At 36.6% G+C, this 19,933-nt stretch carries 23 protein-coding genes, 2 pseudogenes and 1 riboswitch; of the genes and pseudogenes, 3 read left to right on the forward strand and 22 right to left on the reverse strand.

The features are described from left to right. Positions 1-283: 283 nt before the first annotated feature. The 17 genes and pseudogenes from AC1RNS_RS03290 to comGA all read right to left on the reverse strand — a co-directional run bounded on the left by AC1RNS_RS03290 (position 284) and on the right by comGA (position 14,056). A complete protein-coding gene (locus AC1RNS_RS03290; RefSeq protein ID WP_492990738.1) occupies positions 284-973 on the reverse strand; it encodes an Imm3 family immunity protein in 690 nt (229 codons plus the stop codon). A gap of 595 nt (positions 974-1,568) precedes the next feature. Next, a complete protein-coding gene (locus AC1RNS_RS03295) occupies positions 1,569-1,784 on the reverse strand; it encodes a hypothetical protein (RefSeq protein ID WP_492990739.1) in 216 nt (71 codons plus the stop codon). A gap of 27 nt (positions 1,785-1,811) precedes the next feature. After that, positions 1,812-2,366 carry a hypothetical protein gene (locus AC1RNS_RS03300; protein WP_492990741.1) on the reverse strand — a complete coding sequence of 185 codons (555 nt, stop codon included), beginning with the start codon at positions 2,364-2,366 and terminating at the stop codon, positions 1,812-1,814. 681 nt (positions 2,367-3,047) lie between these two features. Next, complete coding sequence (locus AC1RNS_RS03305; protein WP_492990743.1) at positions 3,048-3,491, reverse strand: SMI1/KNR4 family protein; 444 nt, start codon at positions 3,489-3,491, stop codon at positions 3,048-3,050. Beyond that, a pseudogene (locus AC1RNS_RS03310) lies at positions 3,488-3,951 on the reverse strand (LXG family T7SS effector ribonuclease toxin YxiD); the annotation flags it as partial. The pseudogene AC1RNS_RS03310 and the gene AC1RNS_RS03305, both read right to left, overlap by 4 nt. A 150-nt stretch (positions 3,952-4,101) precedes the next feature. After that, a pseudogene (locus AC1RNS_RS03315) lies at positions 4,102-5,037 on the reverse strand (phage minor capsid protein); the annotation flags it as partial. Between the two features lie 283 nt (positions 5,038-5,320). Further along, complete coding sequence (gene gcvPB / locus AC1RNS_RS03320; protein ID WP_492990744.1) at positions 5,321-6,784, reverse strand: aminomethyl-transferring glycine dehydrogenase subunit GcvPB; 1,464 nt, start codon at positions 6,782-6,784, stop codon at positions 5,321-5,323. Further along, entirely contained in the window at positions 6,777-8,123 is a 1,347-nt protein-coding gene (gene gcvPA, locus AC1RNS_RS03325) for an aminomethyl-transferring glycine dehydrogenase subunit GcvPA (protein ID WP_492990745.1), read from the reverse strand. Before gcvPA ends, gcvPB begins: the two co-directional genes overlap by 8 nt. Positions 8,124-8,148: 25 nt before the next feature. After that, complete coding sequence (gene gcvT / locus AC1RNS_RS03330) at positions 8,149-9,252, reverse strand: glycine cleavage system aminomethyltransferase GcvT (RefSeq protein ID WP_492990746.1); 1,104 nt, start codon at positions 9,250-9,252, stop codon at positions 8,149-8,151. Between the two features lie 260 nt (positions 9,253-9,512). Beyond that, a riboswitch (glycine riboswitch) is annotated at positions 9,513-9,605 on the reverse strand. 144 nt (positions 9,606-9,749) lie between these two features. Beyond that, entirely contained in the window at positions 9,750-10,265 is a 516-nt protein-coding gene (locus tag AC1RNS_RS03335) for a shikimate kinase (RefSeq protein WP_492990747.1), read from the reverse strand. A gap of 19 nt (positions 10,266-10,284) precedes the next feature. Then, positions 10,285-10,485: a hypothetical protein gene (locus AC1RNS_RS03340; protein WP_492990749.1), complete on the reverse strand. Its 201-nt coding sequence runs from the start codon at positions 10,483-10,485 to the stop codon at positions 10,285-10,287. Next, positions 10,463-10,888: a competence type IV pilus minor pilin ComGF gene (comGF, locus tag AC1RNS_RS03345; protein WP_492990751.1), complete on the reverse strand. Its 426-nt coding sequence runs from the start codon at positions 10,886-10,888 to the stop codon at positions 10,463-10,465. The genes AC1RNS_RS03340 and comGF overlap by 23 nt, the downstream gene beginning before the upstream one ends. Then, positions 10,881-11,198: a hypothetical protein gene (locus tag AC1RNS_RS03350; protein ID WP_492990753.1), complete on the reverse strand. Its 318-nt coding sequence runs from the start codon at positions 11,196-11,198 to the stop codon at positions 10,881-10,883. Before AC1RNS_RS03350 ends, comGF begins: the two co-directional genes overlap by 8 nt. Continuing rightward, on the reverse strand, positions 11,191-11,631 hold the full coding sequence (gene comGD / locus AC1RNS_RS03355) for a competence type IV pilus minor pilin ComGD (protein WP_492990755.1): 441 nt from the start codon (positions 11,629-11,631) through the stop codon (positions 11,191-11,193). The genes AC1RNS_RS03350 and comGD overlap by 8 nt, the downstream gene beginning before the upstream one ends. A 2-nt stretch (positions 11,632-11,633) precedes the next feature. Further along, positions 11,634-11,975 carry a competence type IV pilus major pilin ComGC gene (gene comGC / locus AC1RNS_RS03360; RefSeq protein WP_492990757.1) on the reverse strand — a complete coding sequence of 114 codons (342 nt, stop codon included), beginning with the start codon at positions 11,973-11,975 and terminating at the stop codon, positions 11,634-11,636. A gap of 10 nt (positions 11,976-11,985) precedes the next feature. Beyond that, a complete protein-coding gene (gene comGB, locus AC1RNS_RS03365) occupies positions 11,986-13,059 on the reverse strand; it encodes a competence type IV pilus assembly protein ComGB (protein ID WP_492990759.1) in 1,074 nt (357 codons plus the stop codon). After that, positions 13,037-14,056: a competence type IV pilus ATPase ComGA gene (comGA, locus tag AC1RNS_RS03370; protein ID WP_492990761.1), complete on the reverse strand. Its 1,020-nt coding sequence runs from the start codon at positions 14,054-14,056 to the stop codon at positions 13,037-13,039. Before comGA ends, comGB begins: the two co-directional genes overlap by 23 nt. Positions 14,057-14,381: 325 nt before the next feature. Between comGA and AC1RNS_RS03375 the strand changes: the two genes are divergently transcribed. Then, positions 14,382-15,092 carry a helix-turn-helix transcriptional regulator gene (locus AC1RNS_RS03375; RefSeq protein WP_492990763.1) on the forward strand — a complete coding sequence of 237 codons (711 nt, stop codon included), beginning with the start codon at positions 14,382-14,384 and terminating at the stop codon, positions 15,090-15,092. Between the two features lie 117 nt (positions 15,093-15,209). Beyond that, complete coding sequence (locus tag AC1RNS_RS03380) at positions 15,210-15,452, forward strand: DUF2626 family protein (protein ID WP_024361272.1); 243 nt, start codon at positions 15,210-15,212, stop codon at positions 15,450-15,452. A 104-nt stretch (positions 15,453-15,556) separates the two neighbouring features. Here AC1RNS_RS03380 and yidC read toward each other — a convergent pair whose 3' ends face one another. The 3 genes from yidC to AC1RNS_RS03395 form a co-directional block, all read right to left on the reverse strand. Beyond that, positions 15,557-16,213 carry a membrane protein insertase YidC gene (gene yidC, locus AC1RNS_RS03385; RefSeq protein ID WP_492990765.1) on the reverse strand — a complete coding sequence of 219 codons (657 nt, stop codon included), beginning with the start codon at positions 16,211-16,213 and terminating at the stop codon, positions 15,557-15,559. Between the two features lie 31 nt (positions 16,214-16,244). Further along, positions 16,245-16,505 (reverse strand): hypothetical protein, encoded by a 261-nt coding sequence (locus AC1RNS_RS03390; RefSeq protein WP_492990766.1) that lies wholly within the window; start codon positions 16,503-16,505, stop codon positions 16,245-16,247. Positions 16,506-16,568: 63 nt separating this feature from the next. After that, positions 16,569-17,213: an MBL fold metallo-hydrolase gene (locus tag AC1RNS_RS03395; protein ID WP_492990768.1), complete on the reverse strand. Its 645-nt coding sequence runs from the start codon at positions 17,211-17,213 to the stop codon at positions 16,569-16,571. Positions 17,214-17,382: 169 nt separating this feature from the next. Between AC1RNS_RS03395 and AC1RNS_RS03400 the strand changes: the two genes are divergently transcribed. After that, a complete protein-coding gene (locus AC1RNS_RS03400; protein WP_492990769.1) occupies positions 17,383-17,559 on the forward strand; it encodes a DUF2759 domain-containing protein in 177 nt (58 codons plus the stop codon). Positions 17,560-17,694: 135 nt separating this feature from the next. On the opposite strand, the gene AC1RNS_RS03405 is transcribed toward AC1RNS_RS03400, so the two are convergent. After that, positions 17,695-17,832 carry a hypothetical protein gene (locus AC1RNS_RS03405; protein ID WP_492990770.1) on the reverse strand — a complete coding sequence of 46 codons (138 nt, stop codon included), beginning with the start codon at positions 17,830-17,832 and terminating at the stop codon, positions 17,695-17,697. A gap of 157 nt (positions 17,833-17,989) precedes the next feature. Then, positions 17,990-19,885, reverse strand: coding sequence for an LTA synthase family protein (locus AC1RNS_RS03410; protein ID WP_492990771.1), 1,896 nt, complete (start codon positions 19,883-19,885; stop codon positions 17,990-17,992). Between the last annotated feature and the right edge of the window lie 48 nt (positions 19,886-19,933).

Here is a 19,933-nt window from a genome sequence, read left to right on the forward strand (position 1 = left end):
TACCTTGTAATTTCCTATCTTACAACTTGTTATGTACTCACCTTGTCCTTTAATAACTATGTCTTTATCATCCAAATCTTTTAAAAGCTGCTTGTATGGTTTTAGATTAAACATACATCCTCCCATCACCATATAAAAAAGCACTCTACTAAAAACATATAGTTAAGTGCTTTTTGATTATGTTGAGTAGCCCATTGTTGCTCGCTAGCATAATTTATGTCTAAAAAACATATTATTTCTTATCTTCCTAAGTCAGTAGCTTTTTGGCATTCACTACACCTCTTTAGGGTATTTTCGCTAAAATTTGCTGAATACGAACAGCTAGTTGTTCCTGTTCTTCCTCTGTCAGCTGCTCCTGCGCTACTTGGGTTGGGTCAAATGCTTGTAGCTGCTGCTTCACCGCTTCAATCCCTTCCACTGCTGTCCAGCCTCGCTCCCATAGTTGCTCAGCTAAAGCAGTATACACCATAAATTTTTCACTATTGGTATTGTTACAGTCTCGCTGGAATCGCTGCAATACAGCTGATACAATGGCTGGATGCTGCTCTATTGGTAGCTGTTGGATAAACTTTTGGACTTCCTTTGTTATTTCGTCGTAATACCAACAAGCTGATGTATAATATGTCACTGGCATTGCTTGCAATTTTGGTAGCATGCGTTCCTTTCGAGCCATTAGGTCCTGACACTGTTCTGCTGTTATAATATCTTCTTGCTGAATTAATGTAAAATCCAAGCCACTAAGCATTTCCACCATATCAGCTTTCATTTTATAAAACAGTTTTTTCTGTAAAACAGCAATTTCTGAAATGAACACATAAATGATAGCTTTACTTGTGGCACTTTCCCTTTCCAATGCATAATACCCTTCAAACATTATTGCCAAAGCTTCACTTTTACTTATTTTTTCTTCCACTGTATGTTCATAAAAATCCTCATGGATATATTCTTCATACTCTTCATAGCTCCAGACCATTGCAGCTACCTCCAGTTTACTGTTTAAAATTCAAGAATTTCTCTATCTGTATATAATTTAAAATGGGGTTTAGTATTATATTCATGATTTTATCTTCATGAGCTACAGCATAATCACCAGTTTAGTGACTTTCTAATACATTTATAGCTCTGATAAAAAATCTTGCTCATTTCTCGTCACTGTGAATTTATATTATCATTAAAATCACACTCCATGATGGTACAACCTTCATAAGGTCTTAATTCTCAAATTAATACTTTTTTTATATTCAATTCAACAATCCTATTACATAGTAAAGTTCAAGTTTTTGAATATTTCACTTAGTCGTCAATGAGTAAGGTCACTTTGAACAGCCAGCGCTTATATGTTTGTATTACTTGAGATATAAAATTAGATAAAACAAGCAACCACAACAAAGGCAGCTAGCTCGCATTGTGGTGTTGTAGTTTAGATAAGAAGATTATTTGAATAATGATGATGAATCAGTTTATGTTTCAATTTGTTGTAGTAACACATTTTTCTACTACTTACTATTATACAGAACCGTTGTCTACTTCAAACTACTATAGTAGTATTTCATGAATTCCTTATAAAATCAGCGTCGACACATCCAAATTAGGTCAAAAATTTGCATATTTCTCATTGAAAGCTTTAATTTTTTATTACAGAAACGACTGTATTCGGGGCTTTTTTTACCATCTCCAAGTATGTTATTCAGCTCACCGACCACATTTTGTGCTTTTGTAGTAGCCTCTGGAGTTCTAGGGGGATATGAGGCAGCATCACCCGTACCCTTATCAAGCTTCTTCACATACTGGCCTAATTGATCGATTTCTTTTTAGGTAGACTGTGTATCCTTTGCCTTTTTGTTATTATTGGCAAGATTATAGGCTTCTTCTATTCCTTTTTCCCAATCTTTTAAGGATTCTAATGCATCCTTTCCTTTTTTCGCCTTCCCAACAGGGTTAAGTAATGAGAGCGTTGCTTCAAATTGTTCGCCTATTGGCGCCTTCGCATCAGCTAATGTGAGATATTCCTGAATAAACATGGAGTAGGTCATTTTAGAGCCTGCCATTAAATATGAGTATAAACCATCTGGAGTGGCAGTTGATTCAGCACTTAATACCTTTCGCTTATCTGTAAGCGTTGTTATTGGCTCACCATCACTGACGATAACTCTCGTTTTTCTGTGCTCATCTAATAGGGCTTTTAGTTCGGCTTCACTTTTTATCCTGTTTTTATCCACTGACGAAGTTTTTGCCTTTGCACTTGAACTATTCGTAGATTTTTTGGTTGCTTGTGCAGCTTTTTTCATGACTGGTAGTACTTTTTCCTTGACTACCTGCTTCGTCTGTTTGACAGCGGCCTTTACCTGTTGCTTGGCTTTTGACACAGCCGCCTTTGTTTTTTCACAACTTTTTTCGTGGTCAGGACCGCTTTTTTAATTGCCTTCTTCGCCCGTTTAACCAATTTACTCTTGGATATCTACTACAAATCTTAATTTGTAAAAATGGATAACATTATAAATAAACACAATATATAGAAATACAAAAAGCACTTGTCGCTTATTATAGACCATCAAGTGCTTTTAGTTTATAAATTTTATAAGTTTATTATTATTTGCAAGTATTATAAGTTATTTTAACATTGACAAATTACATTTTTTCCCCACAGATAGTGTAACATTTAAGCCCTTTAGCTTGTGTAATCTCATGTGGTTTTTACTTAAAACATCCACAAAGTGGTCCTTGTAAGTAAAATGTCATCTCGCCTATTCTCGCTCTTATTACATTAGTATTAAAATAGCACCTCTTGATGGTTTGCCTTCATGAGTTATTAATTAAAATTCAAGGATATCTTTAACTGTATACAATTTAAAAACTTTTATATCCTTTGTTGATCGCCAAGAGCTTTGTCATTCTCGTTAGTTTGTTTAGTTATTCTATATCATAATTACATCCGCCATGTCTATCCTAGTATTAGTACCAAATTTCATGATGATATTACCTTCATTTGTATCAAATATTATTTAAAAAACCCTTGGCTTATAGCCTTTCAAGGAATAAATAGTATGTTAATCAACTAATAAATCAATGTAATATTTATCATTTTCTTCTATTCTCATTAAAAATTCGGTAAGAGAAGTTGCAATTTCAATATCATAATAGTAAATTGGATTCTCATTATTTTCATTCAATTCGATTGACATTAAAGCTGACTCACTGCCTTCAAAAAATATTAATTTGTTTTTCTCAAATTCGTCATATATTTCTATGTCTGGATAAAATTCAAAATCATTCATTCTCAATCGAAAATCTCTTACAGAATATGGGTCCATAACACGATTAATATTAAACTCTGATCCTTTAATAAACCCATAGCCAACTTGTAAATATAAATTAACTAACTCATTAGGAATTTTTAAATTCAAGATTTCTTCAACCTCTTCTATTTCACTTTCAGTCACTGGATAAAAACTATTATCTTTGTTTGCTTTTATAAAATCATAACTCTTCATTTTTTACCTCCTTTAAATAATTCATTGGCTGGTGAACCTTTTCCATGAATACCAGATTGGTGCTCATTTGGGAATTTCGCTGGATGCATATTCCACCACTCATGCTCTCCTCCAAAAGAATTTTTAATGATATGGTGTGCATCATATTTATCTCCTTCTTTTCTAATAATTTTACCTGTTCTTTCTGATACAACATTATCCTTATAAACTGGCCATTCTTGACCGGTATTTTCCTCCCATTCTTTTATTACTTTATTTTTTACTTTATTGCAGTCTCTTTTGGTGATATTTATATATATTCTTTATCTCTTAACGCTTCCTTCAAATTTTCTATTTGATTTTTAGGTAACTCTCTGCCTGTACGTTGCTCTATATCTCTAACATATTTTTTTATTAAGTCAGAATCAATTTTATTTACAGGCCCACTCACACCATTAACAACTTTACCCGTACCCTTAGCTTTACTCTCAACCTTCTCAGCAATGTTCGAATCAGAATCATTTTCATTAGTATGCTTTAAATCCTGAAGCTCATTAAGAGTTTGACCTTTGAGTTCCTTCTGTTTCTCTTTAAGCTCACTATCTGATACATTGATACCCTTACTATGAAGTACTTTAATAGTGATATTTGGGTATTTCTCATTAAACTGATAAATCACTCGATTACAGCTATCACAAGTATTTAACTCAGTAAATAATGTTATTGTACCATGCGCTTGATATTTCGTTCCGATTTGCTCAGCCAAATCATTTAAAATCTTATATTCTGTATCTTTGTCTCTGAGAAAAACGAACTTATCATTAATAGGTGCTTTAATAGTTTTAAATAATGGTTTGACTGGTTGAATTGAAAACCCTTCTGATCCAGGCATTTTATTGGCTTCATTAATTTGACTATGCGCATAGAAATCCCGCTGTGCAATGCCCGAAATATTGACCTCAGCATAAGCAAAATTAAGCTTCTTTTTCAATCTATTAGATAATCTATTTTTGCCCTCTGTTGCCTTATCCAGAATATGTTCATCCACAATTGGATCAATGATTGCTGTAGGGAACATATGGCTATGTGCATTACCAGCCTGCTGTGTTACTTGCTCTGCTGGCTCCTGTTGCTGCTCCTGTACCTCGCTAGTATTAGCTGGCACAGATACATGGCTACTTGTAGGCTGGTTTTTAGGCTTCCTCTTTGTTTGCTCCACAAATGCCTGTAGCCTTGCCTGTTTCTCACGTACTTTGGTTTTCGCGTTAGTGACCATTTCCTCATCACCAAGCACCTCTAGCACAGCAAGTGCTCGCTGTGCTTGACGAATTTCCCGCTCCAATTGACGGTGCCTTTGTGCTTCCTTGTAGATACGTTGATTTTCCTCGGCATCCTGTGGGCGTGCCATACGTGGCATCCCCTCTACATAGGGATACATCTGATGGCGACAATTGATTCCAAAAAGTCCATCTACCTGACCTATACTGGTGCTTTTTAAGGAAGGGTATTGTTGGCTTGTTCCTGAACGAGAATTAATTTTGCCCTGATAATCCGAGCATTTTGGCAAATACCTTGTAATTTCCTATCTTACAAGCTGGACTATATCATCGTCGCACCATCCTCCCGACGAGGCGATGTCGTGCGCTTCGAATGGTGATGACCTCTTTTCTAATCTTTCAGCGATAAAAAATATACATATCGTTATTGAGTATGTTGCTCTGCCTCTTTTTATCCGTCACTTTCTTCAATCCACCACTTTACTAATACTATCCATCACTCTAGCTGTTCTCCACCAGAAACCATAAGAAAAGCGTCCAATAAGTACGGATACTTATCGGACGCTTGTAGTTCTATGCTTTTTGATAACGAAGCACTGGTGTACGAGCAGCGCGTGTTTCGTCTAAACGAGATACGACTGTTGTATGTGGTGCTTCTTGAACGATGGATGGATTTTCTTCTGCTTCTTTGGCAATTTGAATCATCACATCGCAGAATGCATCTAGTGTTTCTTTTGATTCTGTTTCTGTTGGCTCAATCATTAACGCCTCTTCCACATTTAATGGGAAGTAAGTTGTTGGTGGATGGTAGCCAAAGTCTAACAGACGTTTTGCGATATCTAACGTACGAACGCCAAGTTTCTTTTGACGACGACCTGATAAGACAAATTCGTGTTTACAATGACGGTTATATGGCAACTCATAGAATGGCTCTAAGCGACGCATCATGTAGTTTGCATTTAATACAGCATATTCTGTAACAGCTTTTAAGCCATCTGGACCCATTGTTCGAATGTAAGTATACGCACGTACGTTGATACCAAAGTTACCATAGTAAGGTTTCACACGTCCGATTGATTGTGGACGATCGTAATCGAAGTGGAATGTTCCATCTTCTGTTCTCACTAGTACCGGCTTTGGTAGGAATGGAATTAAATCCGCTTTTACGCCTACTGGACCTGAACCTGGACCACCACCACCGTGTGGACCTGTAAATGTTTTGTGCAGATTTAAATGCACGCAGTCGAAGCCCATATCGCCAGGACGTGCTTTACTCATAACGGCATTTAGGTTCGCTCCGTCATAGTACACTTTACCACCTACAGAGTGGATAAGCTCTGCCATTTCGATGATGTTCTCTTCAAATAGACCTAGTGTATTAGGGTTTGTTAGCATTAAGGCAGCTGTGTCAGAACCTACTACTTTGCGAAGGTCTTCAATATCAACTAAGCCATTTTCATCTGATTTAACAGTGATTGTTTCAAAGCCTGCAACAGTTGCTGATGCTGGGTTTGTTCCATGAGCTGAGTCAGGAACAATCACTTTATTACGATGACCCTCACCATTTGCTTCATGGAACGCACGAATCATCATTAACGCTGTCCATTCACCATGTGCGCCTGCTGCTGGCTGTAATGTTACTTCGTCCATTCCTGTAATTTCTACTAAAGAAGTCTGAAGATCATAGAGAAGCTCCATCGCCCCTTGTGCTGTTGATTCATCTTGTAATGGGTGAACATTGGCAAAGCCTGAAAGACGTGCAACCGCTTCGTTAATTTTTGGATTATATTTCATCGTACATGAGCCCAGTGGATAGAAGCCAGAGTCTACCCCATGGTTTCGACGAGAAAGCGCCGTGTAATGTCGCATAATATCAAGCTCAGACACTTCAGGTAATTCTGCAGCCTCAGCACGTACTAGGTTTGCAGGTAATAAATCTGCTAGGTCAACCTCAGGTACATCCAGTGCTTCTAAGCTATAGCCAACGCGACCTTCTTTTGAAATTTCAAAAATGAGTGATTGATTTTCGTTATGCATTAAGAGCCCCCATTTCTGCAACAAGTGCATCAATTTCTTCTTTTGTGCGTAATTCAGTAACTGCAATTAGCACATGATGTTTAAGAGAGTCATAATTTTGACCTAAAGGATATCCACCGATTATACCCTTTTCGATTAAGCCTTTATTGATTTCTTTCACACAATTATTCGTTTTTACAACGATTTCGTTAAAGTGTGCACCTTGGAATGCTACTGTAAAGCCTGCTGCTTCAAAGGCATTTTTCGCATAACGTGTTTTCGCAATATTTTGTGTAGCCATTTCGCGAATACCTTGTTTACCTAGAGCTGTCATTGCTACAGAAGCTGCAAGTGCAAGAAGTGCTTGGTTTGAACAAATATTAGATGTTGCTTTATCACGACGGATATGTTGTTCACGCGCTTGTAGTGTTAATACATAGCCACGACGACCTTCGCCATCCACTGTTTCACCAATCAGACGACCTGGAACCTTACGCATTAATTTATTTGTTACTGCAAAGAAACCGCAGTGTGGACCACCGTATGCTTCAGAAATTCCGAAAACTTGTGCATCACCTACACAAATATCAGCTCCTAGCTTACCAGGAGGTGTTAAAATACCTAATGCAAGCGGGTTAGAAGACACAACGAATAAGCTCTTCGCTTCATGTGCAATATCTCCAATCACTTGAATGTCTTCCACTTGACCAAAGAAGTTTGGATATTGAGCAATAACTGCTGCCGTGTCGTCATCAATTAACGCTTTTAATGCATCAACATCTGTTACACCATCTTTTTGTGGAATTGTCACGATTTCAATGGATTGACCATAGGCATATGTAGCCACAACATCGCGGTATTCTGGGTGCACTGTTTCAGAAACTAAAATTTTCTTACGACGTGTATGACCAGCAGCTAGCATACCTGCCTCTGCTAATGCCGTACCACCATCGTACATAGAAGAGTTTGCAAGATCCATACCAGTAAGCTCTGCAATCATCGTTTGGAATTCGAAAATGGCTTGTAGCTCCCCTTGTGAAATCTCTGGTTGGTATGGTGTATAAGCTGTATAGAATTCGGAACGAGAAATGACATGGTCCACGATCACTGGTTTATAGTGGTTATAAACGCCAGCACCTAAAAACGATACATTGGCATTTGTGTCCTTATTTTTGGCAGCTAGTGCTGTTAATTCTTTTAATAAAGCAGATTCTGATTTTGCTTCTTTAATGTCATAAAGGCCTTTAAAACGGACTTTCTCAGGAATATCCTCGAATAACTCATCAACTGAGGATACACCGATTACGTCTAACATTTCTTTTTGATCTTGCTCCGTCATTGGTAAATAACGATGTTTCATAAATGTAGGTCCCTCTTTTCAACTATTATTTTGAACGCTTGTAAAACGGTGTTTCAACTGTTATTACCTTTAAGTGCTTACCACGGATTTCGATTTCTAATTCAGTTCCGATTGTTGCGAATTGGCTGTCAATTAATGCGTGACCAACATTACGTTTAGAGGAAGGAAGCTGCGTACCAGTTGTCACTTCACCGATTTCCTGGCCATCCTTAAATACTTTGTAGCCATGACGCGGAATCCCTTTATCAATCATTTCAATTCCTACAAGTTTGCGTGGAAGACCTTTTTCCTTCTGAGCTACTAATGCATCATGACCGATAAAGTCCTCTTTATTTAATTTCACAGCAAAGCCAATACCAGCCTCAAGTGGAGAAATTGTTGCTGATAACTCTTGCCCATATAGTGGAAGACCTGCTTCGAAGCGAAGTGTATCGCGGCAGCCTAGACCTGCTGGAACAACACCCTTGTCTTGACCAGCCTCTAAAACTTTACCCCATAAAGCTTTAATATCTTCTGGAGCACCATATAATTCAAAACCATCTTCACCCGTATAGCCGCTACGAGAAACTAATGCTTTATGTCCTGCAATCTCTACATTCTCTTGGAAGCGGAAGTATTTAATAGCACTAATATCAGTTGCTGTTAAAGATTGAAGAACCTCTTCTGCTAATGGTCCTTGTAGAGCAATTTGTGCATAAGCATCTGATTGATTGTCGATTGTCACATCATATTGATGTTGATTTTCCATCATCCAATCATAGTCTTTTTCGATATTTGCTGCATTGACACATAATAAATAGTGATTGTCTGCTAATTTATACGTTAATAAATCATCGACAACGCCACCATCTTCATAGCACATAGCATTGTATTGCGCTTGACCTACAGCAATTTTCGCAATATCATTTGATAAAAGATTTTGTAAAAATGCAAGTGCCTCAGGACCAGTTACTAAAATTTCACCCATATGAGATACATCAAATAAACCTGCACGATTACGTACTGCATCATGCTCATCTTTAATAGAAGAGAATTGAACTGGTAATTCCCATCCACCAAAGTCAACTGTTTTAGCACCGTATTTCGCGTATTCTTCAAATAGAGGTGTACGTTTTAATTCTTTCGTCATTCTTTTTTGCCCCCTTATTGTTAGTTACATTCTACCTGGTAGTAGTTCGTCTGCTTTTTTATAAATACAGTCCATGCTTGCTGTCAATACCTAAACAAGTAGATAAAGACATAAAAAAAGACAGACGAACCCCTTTTCTGGGATTCTCTGTCCTTGCACCTGAAAGTTACACCAGACTGACTCGCATTACTTCCATGCCAATCAGCCGGCTTTCCCCTTTGGTGGCTGTTATTGTTATACTACAGCTCTCTCCAGAGTTGCGTCTTGTACGAGTCCTTTTACCTGAGAGATTCATAGCCCTTTGCTACTTGCTCCTTCGGCGGCGTCTACACGCGCTCTCCCCGCACAATCATCCGCCCAAGATACATCTTGGTACTATTTAGTATTCAATGAACATTTAGTTACTTATTTGTCTATATCCTAACATTAAATATATTGAAAAGGCAAACATTTTTTAAATTATAATAAATAACGAACGTTTTCGTTATTTTTATATATCATCGTTCGCCTTTTAGCCTTTTAACTTGGAATACTAAATACTCAAGAATTTGGCGGATGGTTCTGCCCTCTGTTAACACTTGAATATGTCCTGCATCACGGTAAAATTTCCTTCTGTAATGATACAGCTTCTCTAGCTCTTCTTTCGTTGAGCTTTGCACAATCGGTCGGTTTTGATCATGCTGTATTCGTTTATAAATATCTTCGAATGTCGCATCTAAAAAAAACACGAGTCCACTGCGTCTCATTATTTTCCTGTTTTCAGCATTGACGGCAACGCCACCACCAGTTGAAATAATACAGGCTTCATCACGGAAATTTTCCAAAAATTCTGTTTCTATTTCCCGAAACCGTGCCTCTCCGTATTTTTCAAAAATCTGAGGAATTGTCATACCCTGCTGTCTCACAATTTCATGATCCATATCATAATAGGGCATCTTTAACAAATAGCTTAAACGTCTTCCTAACGCACTTTTCCCGCAGCCCATAAAGCCAACTAAATATATTTTTCGCATTCGAATCACCTTCTTATAACTACGATTCTACACTGTCTGACAAAATTTGTCCTAATAAATTTATCGTAGCGCGAACATTCATTATTTCAAGCGAATCATATGTTCGATACTGAATTTCATAAGACGTACAATACGTAAGAACAAAAGTAGTTACAAAAAATAATAATGCAATTGCGATTAAAAAAATAGCCCCTCTGTCATTTTTCAATAATTGGTACATAGAAGGTTCGCTCCTTTTGGATACCACTTGGAAATTCAATAGCTACAGTGACCCTATTATTTTCATATTGAAATTGGCATTTGTTAATACCAATTAACATCGGTACATGCCCTCCGTTTACTTGATCACGAATTAAATTATTATAGCAATCAATATTATGAATCGTATTCGCTGATTCAAAGGTTATTCTCTTTTGGTTCTGTCGAATCGTAAAATAGGTAATATTTTCAAAATAACTATTTAAATCGAAAACAAATAGCTCCCACTTTGATTGTTCATCAGACAATACCGTCGTTTTCATCTCGCCATACCAAAGCATAATTAACACAACAAGCTGCGCAACAAGTACAAACACGACTAATTGAAATAAAGCTTCCAACAATGTATAGCCTTTCTCATTCATTGACTTCACCTGTCAGCTGAATACATTTTTTACGTATTTCTTGTGTCTTTTGAAAGGTTACACATATTCCCTGTCCCTCAAAAATCCAATAAAAATTTACATTTTCAATTGTTTTTGAGCCTTCCTGTTGTCCTGAATGCAAATATAGCTTTAATCCTTCATAGGCAGTCTCTGCTGCAATAACCTCTAGCTTTTTGTTAGATAGTTTTGTTTTCATTGTATAGCTGATTGGTAATAACGACGTGCACAGTAACATAAGGATGCCAATGGATAAAATCGTTTCTACAAATGAATAGCCTGACTCATTCAATTCTAGCTCTCCCTCGTCCAAGCGTAATCACAAGCCTTTTAATGCCTTGAGGCGTTTTAAATGTTACAGTTCCCGCAGTCATCACATTGCCACTATAGTTATACATAATCGTTTGCACAGAACTTGAAGCAGGCATTAATTCAACCCCTTTCGGAAAAGGTCTGTCATATAAATGGGTATAAAAATCTTTTTTAATAATATAGCGTTTTGTTGAGCTTTCGAATTTCATCGAGATATACTCCCTTTGATGCATACTATAAGTTTGAATATATTGAATATCCAATTGCACTTGTGTAAAAAAACGCTCGAGCTCTTTTATTTCTGCTTGTTTCAATGAGTACTTCATGACGATCGCAGTTAAACACATTACAAAAAATAACACAATTAACATTTCAAGCAATGTATATCCATGATCATTTTTTACGCTGTTCACGTTCATCCACCACTAGAGTCTGATCCTGAAGAGGCATTTGCCAATTTAACCTCTCCCTCATTCGTAATCATAATTTCTTCTTTATTCGGACAGCTCGTTTCATTTTCCTTCAAGTACCCTTTTACTACCAAATCCTCGACTGTTGGATAAGCCATAAAATCCACACGATACGCTTCTACCTGCCCTTGTACCATGGAAATATATGCTTTACAGCCCTTCTCATCGATTGTGGCAAAATGCTTGGTAACATTTGGGATTGAAATTAATATTAAAACCGAGATAATGAGAAGCACAATTAACATTTCGATTAACGTGAATCCAGCTTGCTTTTTTATTTTTTTCATTATGACCCTCCTATACTAGTTCAATCATGTGATAAATTGGTAATAACAAACTGATATATGCAGCAACGATACAGACAGCAATGATGATAAAAAAAGTTGGCTGTACAAATGCAAGCATTCTGTGCAATAGTTGCTCCTGCTTGTCTGTCAATAATTCGCTATAGAGTAAAAGCTCTTTTCCTAGATAGCCACTTTTCTCACCATGCTCAACAAATGTGGAGAAGTCCCTCTGCCAAACAGCTATTAATTGAACAGCCTGTGTCAATGTATCTCCAAAAACAACACGCTCCTTTAAACATCGAGCCAGATACTGTAAAAATGGCTGTAATCGCTGCTCTTCCAAGATTTGCAGACTAGCCTGTAATGAAAAACCACTTTCTAGCAAACTCCCTAAATAGGCAGCAAATTGCCTCGTCAAAGATAGTCGCACATAAATTTGGACAAATGGGATTTTTGAGATGATTGTAAGCTGACGGGCAATTGACTGACGTTTAAGATAGAGCTGAAAAAACAAAATACTTCCAATCGAAGCTATACCTAATAGGACAAGAGCATCTGGGAAATGCAAGAACATTTTTGATAGCCCAATCATTGTTTGATCATTGCTAGTAGTTCGACTTGAAATCATCTTTTCTATATTTGGAAAAAATACTGTACGAAATACAAAAAATAATAGCAACAAAAATACAATGAGTACTACTGGGTATAAGAGCAGCTTCATTAATTTTTTCTTAGTTGCCTCACTTACAGCCATTTGCTTTGCTACTCCTTTTAAGGCCTCAATCATATGACCATTATTTTCTGCAACCGCAATTGCCACTAAATGATGCTTTGCAAGCCGTAATGTTTCCAAAATCCCTGTAACACCTATCCCTTGTCTAAGCTTTTCATCGATTCGTTGCTGGATTTCCTCATGTGCCTCAATATGGTGTGGTAAAAGAATTGAAATCGCTTGAGGAAATAAATAACCCTCCTGCATTAGCACACTTAATCGATTGAAGAAATGTGCTTGCTCCTTTACCCGCCATTTTGTAGCCTTTTTGTATTCCACTATCATCTTGTCAGTGTATTTTCGTAGCTGCATATTTTTGCCCCTCTATTAAATCTCTTTGACCTGCAAGTGTTAAATCATGTGGTAGCTTATAGCTAATATTTTGCATGATTGCTTGGAGGGCCTCCTGAAGATGAACATCGCTTAATATTTCAAACAATGCACGGCGTTCTTCCTGAATGATTGGCGACTGGAAAAGTATTTGTGCAACAATACCTATTACCGTTTGACGAAGCTCTTCAACAGAAACGCCTAAGTCGATTAGTCGATAAAGACAGCTGACCGAATCCTTGGCATGAATGGTGCTTACCACTAAATGACCTGTTAAGGCGGCCTCTATTGCGATTTTGGCAGTTTCTTTATCACGTATTTCACCAATCATAATGACATCAGGTGAGTGGCGTAAAATGGCCTTTAACCCAGCAGCATATGTAACACCAGCTCGTTCATTTACTTGAATTTGAAGAAGATTCGCTTGATTATTTTCTACAGGATCTTCCAAAGAGATAACATGACGATGTAATTCTGTTGAACAATAATGAATGAGTGAATATAACGAAGTTGATTTTCCAGACCCGGTTGCCCCTGTGAAGCATAGGAGCCCTTGTCGATGCTTCACAAGCTCCATTAAGATGTTCGCTGCAAATTTGGAATAACATAAAGAAGTAAGTGGGAATGTATGGTTTTGTAAAAGAAGTCGGATAATCAGACTTTCTTTTAAAAACACTGAGGGAAGTGTAGATACCCGAAAGGCATATGGATCTTTTTCCATTGATTTTTGAAAGGAACCGCTTTGGGGTTTGCGGCGCTCACTAATATCTAAGGCTGCCAAAAATTTATAATAGGAAATCATTCGTTCCGCCAGGTCGTTCGGTAATTCACCAGCCTGAAGGAGCTTATCGTATTTTCGAAAATATAGACGGTACCGTTCCATTTCGGGTACTAATAATAAATCTGATGCACCGAAATGATAAGCCCTTAGTAAAAGTTGCTCACATTTTTGTTCGACAACTGTTTCGAAATTCTGCACATTTGCACCTCTCTTCTAGTTCATTCGAATATGACCGCCCTATTCGTTATTCCTAGTATAGATACGAAAATGTCACGAGAAAAGCCCTTTTCTCAAAATAAAAATTTGCTATTAAAACGACTAACAAATTAGTTTTTTGTTATAAAAATGTGGATAACTTGCAAATTTCCACTAAAAAAGAACATTCTTACATGAAAAAGTTAATATTTATGCCGAAAGGAACTGTATCTTTTTCAATAATACAATATAATAGAATCAACATGATTTTTTTACTAACACTTGGTAGACTGAATAGTATTTAAAAAATAAAATTGAGGTGAAGCAAATGATCCATCCATTAAAGATTACTAGTACATTAGCCGATGAAACTAGATACTCGATTTATGAGTACATATTGAAAGAGAGAAAAACGGTAACGGTTCAAAATATTGCTGATAAATTCGGCATTCATCCGAACGTTGCACGACTGCACTTAACAAAGCTTTCAGAAATTAATATAATTACGGCTGATTTTGCCAAGACTGGTAAGGGCGGGCGACCTGGGCGCGTATATAAGGCTTCTGAAAAAGGGGTATCATTAACATTCCCAAGACGGGATGAGGATCGACTATTAAAGTGGACAATTCAATTAATTCAGGAATTTGGCCCTTCTGCTTTAACAAAATGCATGGACATCAGCTACCAAGATGGATTCCAACAAATGAAGAATTATGTAAGTGCTGAGTTAAAATTAAATAATACCCTTTCCTTCGACCAAAAGCTTCAACTATTAACAGACAATGCTGCATTAATTGGCTATATCCCACAAATACAGCAAACAGAGCATGGCAAAAAGGTGATATTCTCCATATTTAATTGTCCGTTCCAGGAACAGCTTACTACCCATTCAGAAATTGTATGTTCTTTACATGAATCCTATCTAAAGGGTCAATTAGATGCATTATTTTCTAGTAATGAATTTATACAGATTGAAAGCATGATACATAACTGTGATTTTTGTAAATATGAAATAAACGTGACAGAAATAGATCGTTAATTTAAAATTCCATTTGTTTGTCACAAAGAAGGAGAAGTTCCAGTTTACAGACACCTTTCATATCATTTATAATGAGTAAGAGATTATTGTGTCGTGGGCAAAAGGAGGGGAAATTTCATGGATAATATGTATAAAGTTATGGCATTCTGGACAGGTATTTTTGCAGTTATGTTCTACCTTGGTGGTATGAACGAGGTATCGCTATTATTCGTAGGTAATACAGGTTTATTCTTATTATTAGGCTTCTTAAACCTTTCAGAACGTATGTACATGTACATTTTCGGAGCATATCTAACTGTATTCTTCGCTGGCTTCACGTACTATACAACATTTATTCACGTACCTGGTGGCGGTCATTAATACAGAGAAAATCGCGTGTCTCATTTAAGATATGAGATACGCTTTTTTTGTTTCTATTTTTTGAGCAAAATAAAATCCCCCTTTAGGTTAGGAGGATTTATACTTTATGAAGTTAGTTTAGGTTTATATTGATTAAACACAATTGTTTGTATAATCATCCACATAGAGGACACGGTCCAATAGAATGGGATGGCTGATGGCATGAATAGAGATGAGAATACGATCATGGCAGGCATAATCCCTATCATCATTTTCATTTGTGGATTACTATTACTATTTCCTGCTAGCTTAAATGATAAATACATTTGAATCATCATCGCTGAACCTGCAATAGCCGCCATAAAAATATCTGCAGAACCAAGATTAAACCATAATAAGCTCTCATGCATAATAGAATTGTTATTAGAAATGGTTAAATACAGACCAGTTAAAATCGGAAATTGTATAAGCGCTGTTAGACATCCCGTTTTCATTCCTGAAAAGTTCTCCATCATTAATTGAGACATTTGCAGTTGATACTCTTTACGTTCTTCATCTGTTTTAGCTTGGTTTAACTTTGTTTGTAACGCTAATAATTGCTCCTTATTCCCTTGGGTAGTTTGCGTAACCACCTGTTGGGATTTAAAAGACTTGAAATTTGGATACATTAGAATTAAACGTATAAGCACTGTAAGAAGTATTATTGCAAAAACATAGCTCCCTGTAAAATGAAAAAAGACCTCTAGCAAATTTGTCAATGGTTGTGTTACTAATTCAAGCATTAATGATTATCTCCCCTTTTATAATTTTTACTTATAAAAGGGATACTAATTCCTCATCATTATCGGATTTACTGTAAATTACTGTTCTCAGCCATTTATTAAGTGTGATATGAGATAAATAAATCTTTGTTTCAAAATTTATATTAACTGTTAAATCAATCGTTACATCAAAATTCGCATCAAAAACAGAAATTTTATCAAAAATAGTATAAATGTATACTTTAATAAACGGGCTATGTTGAATCAAATAATTAAAATCAGTCATCAGCGATAAAAGTAAAATTAATTCCATTTACATCACCTATTTTTATTTTAGCACAAATAAATGAAATTGTTTAATTTTTCTACCATGTTTTTAAAATCCATTTAAAAATGGATTTGTCTCCATTTCCGCTCCGATTGTCGTGTAATTGCCATGGCCAGGATAGACAATCGTATCCTCTGCTAAAGTTAATAATTTATCATGGATTGATGCTAGAAGTACCTTTGTTGAACCACCAATTAGATCTGTTCTTCCTACACCTTGTTCAAAAAGCGTATCTCCAACAATAGCAAAGCCATCATCTTCAAATATATACGAAATACTGCCAGGTGAATGACCTGGTGTAAAAATTGCTTTAAATACAAAATCGTTTATTTCAAATAGACGTTCTTCTTTTATTATATTTTCTTCAGCTGGTGCAGCAACAACATAATCTGGTAAAGCCGCATATTTGCTAGAGCCATTCTTTGATGGATCTCCTAACCAGCTAACTTCCTTTTCATGGATCCATACGGGAATATTAAAAGCTTCACGAACTGCATCCACTGCACCAATATGATCAAAATGTGCATGTGTTAAAAAAATAGCCAATGGCGTTAAACCATTACTGCGTATAGCTTTAATAATTCGCTGCGCTTCCTCTCCTGGATCAAATATTAAGCATTTCTTCTCTTTATTCGATACGATATAACAATTCGTTTGGACGGGTCCAAGTGAATAACTTCGTACGTTCATCATTGTCATCACCTCAATTTCCTATTATACAGCCTTTGCCACAATTTGACGATAAATGTTCATAGTTTACGCTATTTTAGTTCTCGACAAAAACAGGTAGAACGTTTACAATTAAGGAGGAATATTGTTTACGACATTCATTTTCTGATGTCGAAAGGAGTGTCATTTTTTAATGAACTTATTAATGGTTATTTTTGGTCTAGTAGCGATTTTTGCTGTAGTTGGTACATTCCAAGCAATTAAAGAAAAGAACCTATTAAGCGTTGTTTTCAACTTATTAAGTGCTGCAGTATTCGGTTGGTTCGTAATTATGACTGTAATTCATAGCGGATATCCACCAACACACTAAAATTTAGACGGAAAAAAGAGCGGTCTCTATTACGAGGCTGCTCTTTTTCTATATATCATTATTGAGGGGTACATTCTCTTTCAACTGAGCAATTTTTGTAGCTACCCGAGCTTGTTTCCTCATCACTTGAGCGATTTACCTTGTTACCTGAGCAATTTCCTTCGCTACCCGAGCGTTTTTCCCATTCACCTGAGCGATTTCCTTCACTACCCGAGGGTTTTTCCCATTCACCTGAGCGATTTCCTTCACTACCCGAGCGTTTTTCCCGTTCACCTGAGCGATTCCCCTCGCCACACGAGCAGTTTTCCCCTCACCTGGGCAGTTTTCCCGCCACCCGAGAAAAATTGCTGTTCTACCTAACCAGCAATCTTTTCCACAAATTGATTAAACATAAAAAAGAGATCTCCATAAACAGAGATCCCTCTTTCAGTTATTTCACAGCATCTTGTTTCAAATTACCAGTCTTTTCATCATAGAATCGAAGCAAGTCACCGTTGATGATGGCATCAGAATTTTCTAATTCCATTGTGGCACGATCAGCGTATGGCTGACATGGCTCGCCATCAACCTCTTCACCTGTAGCTTTGTCATAGCAAGCTTCACCAGCATAAACATATTTATCTGTTATAAATCGACCGTCGCGGAACACAACAAAGTCTTCATGCTCTGGTGAGAATAAGTCTGCGCCCATTTGCATATCTTTTGACGTTTCAACGCCAAGAAGGTGTAAGATTGTTGGACGTAAATCCATTTGTCCAGCTACCTCATTCATTTCTTTACCATCGCCAGCTCCAGGGATATGGATGAATAAAGGAACTTCTTGTAGCAGTGCATTATCAAATGGTGTAATACTTTCTTTTCCTAAATACTGTGCCATTGCCTTGTTATGGTTTTCTGAAATACCATAATGGTCACCATACATTACAATAATAGAGTTATCGTATACACCTTGATCTTTTAAACTTTGGAAGAAGTCTTTAAGTGCTTCGTCCATATAACGAACTGTTTGGAAGTAGCGATTTAAAGTACCTGAATTTGAAGTATATTCAGGAATCATGACATCATCTGGATCCAATGTAAATGGATAATGGTTCGTTAATGTAATTAGTCGAGAATAGAATGGCTGTGGCATATCCTTCATCAATGCTGCAGATTGCTCTACAAACGGGACATCTTTCATCCCCCAGTTGACAGCTTGCCCTTCACCAATCGTATATGAATCTATATCATAGAATTTATCGATATTTAAAGATTGATACATCATGTCACGGTTCCAGAATGATTTATTATTTGGATGCATGACATTTGTAAAGTAGCCGTTTTCTCCAAGACGCTCAGCCATTGAGTTGTACGTATTTCCACCATGTGTGAAGAATACTGCACCACGACCTAAGCCGAACAAGGAGTTTTCTAAAATAAACTCTGAGTCAGACGTTTTTCCTAAGCCTGTTTGATGGTAGAAATTACTGAAATAAAACGTATCTTTATCTTTTGTTAAAGAATTTAAGAATGGTGTAACTTCATGACCATCCATCTGATTATTAATGACAAAGTTTTGTAAAGATTCCATTGACACAACAATTAAGTTACGTCCTTTGTATTTACCAAACATTTCAGGGTTAATGGCTGCCTGGTTAGAGCGAATATAGTTATTCACTTCTACTAATTCACTACCATCCGCTAATGCACGTTGAGCAGAAGATTTTGATTGAATATAAATATCGTACAGGTGATAGTTGTACGTACCAATATTTTTCACAAGTAACTCGCGATCAAAGCTACGTGTTAATAGTTGCGGACGCTCTGTTTCTGCTAGCCCTAAGTTTAAGAAAGACATAGCAATCGCTAACACGAAGAACGCACGACGGAATTCCACGTTAACCTTTACTGCTTCTTTCATTCTAGGTACATATTTATTAGCTAAAATTAGAATTAGTACATCAATAAAATACAATAAATCCCACGGGCTTACAATCGCTGCCACAGACGTTCCTAAATCACCGAAATTACTTGTTTGGAATAATACCGGTAAGGTAATAAAGTCATTGTAGAAACGATAGAACGCCACATTACCATATAAGACAATTGACAAAAGAACACTGACAGTTATAATATATCGATTTTTAGTCTTTGTTGATTTAAAGAACAACGCTAATCCATAAGCAAACAGTAAGAAACTTAATGGATTAATAAACAAGATAAATTGTTGCATCGCATTTTCAATTTTCATCTCAAAGCTTGTGTGATAAACAATGACCGTTTTTATCCAAGTTGCTACAATTGCTAGTATCATAAATGAATGTTTAGGCCACTTAATTGATTTCATTCCTAACATCCTCCCTACTTTTCTTACACAAAAAAATAATAATTTTTA

The organism is Lysinibacillus sp. GW821-FHT14F06 (assembly GCF_058803665.1).

What these genes read in the sequence shown, in the direction of transcription:
- AC1RNS_RS03290 (WP_492990738.1), bottom strand. Translation starts at nt 973, where the DNA reads ATGGTCTGGAGCTATGAAGAGTATGAAGAATATATCCATGAGGATTTT.
- AC1RNS_RS03305 (WP_492990743.1), bottom strand. Translation starts at nt 3,491, where the DNA reads ATGAAGAGTTATGATTTTATAAAAGCAAACAAAGATAATAGTTTTTAT.
- gcvPB (WP_492990744.1), bottom strand. Translation starts at nt 6,784, where the DNA reads ATGCATAACGAAAATCAATCACTCATTTTTGAAATTTCAAAAGAAGGT.
- gcvPA (WP_492990745.1), bottom strand. Translation starts at nt 8,123, where the DNA reads ATGAAACATCGTTATTTACCAATGACGGAGCAAGATCAAAAAGAAATG.
- gcvT (WP_492990746.1), bottom strand. Translation starts at nt 9,252, where the DNA reads ATGACGAAAGAATTAAAACGTACACCTCTATTTGAAGAATACGCGAAA.
- AC1RNS_RS03335 (WP_492990747.1), bottom strand. Translation starts at nt 10,265, where the DNA reads ATGCGAAAAATATATTTAGTTGGCTTTATGGGCTGCGGGAAAAGTGCG.
- AC1RNS_RS03340 (WP_492990749.1), bottom strand. Translation starts at nt 10,485, where the DNA reads ATGTACCAATTATTGAAAAATGACAGAGGGGCTATTTTTTTAATCGCA.
- comGF (WP_492990751.1), bottom strand. Translation starts at nt 10,888, where the DNA reads ATGAATGAGAAAGGCTATACATTGTTGGAAGCTTTATTTCAATTAGTC.
- comGC (WP_492990757.1), bottom strand. Translation starts at nt 11,975, where the DNA reads ATGAAAAAAATAAAAAAGCAAGCTGGATTCACGTTAATCGAAATGTTA.
- comGB (WP_492990759.1), bottom strand. Translation starts at nt 13,059, where the DNA reads ATGCAGCTACGAAAATACACTGACAAGATGATAGTGGAATACAAAAAG.
- AC1RNS_RS03375 (WP_492990763.1), top strand. Translation starts at nt 14,382, where the DNA reads ATGATCCATCCATTAAAGATTACTAGTACATTAGCCGATGAAACTAGA.
- AC1RNS_RS03380 (WP_024361272.1), top strand. Translation starts at nt 15,210, where the DNA reads ATGGATAATATGTATAAAGTTATGGCATTCTGGACAGGTATTTTTGCA.
- yidC (WP_492990765.1), bottom strand. Translation starts at nt 16,213, where the DNA reads ATGCTTGAATTAGTAACACAACCATTGACAAATTTGCTAGAGGTCTTT.
- AC1RNS_RS03390 (WP_492990766.1), bottom strand. Translation starts at nt 16,505, where the DNA reads ATGGAATTAATTTTACTTTTATCGCTGATGACTGATTTTAATTATTTG.
- AC1RNS_RS03395 (WP_492990768.1), bottom strand. Translation starts at nt 17,213, where the DNA reads ATGATGAACGTACGAAGTTATTCACTTGGACCCGTCCAAACGAATTGT.
- AC1RNS_RS03400 (WP_492990769.1), top strand. Translation starts at nt 17,383, where the DNA reads ATGAACTTATTAATGGTTATTTTTGGTCTAGTAGCGATTTTTGCTGTA.
- AC1RNS_RS03410 (WP_492990771.1), bottom strand. Translation starts at nt 19,885, where the DNA reads ATGAAATCAATTAAGTGGCCTAAACATTCATTTATGATACTAGCAATT.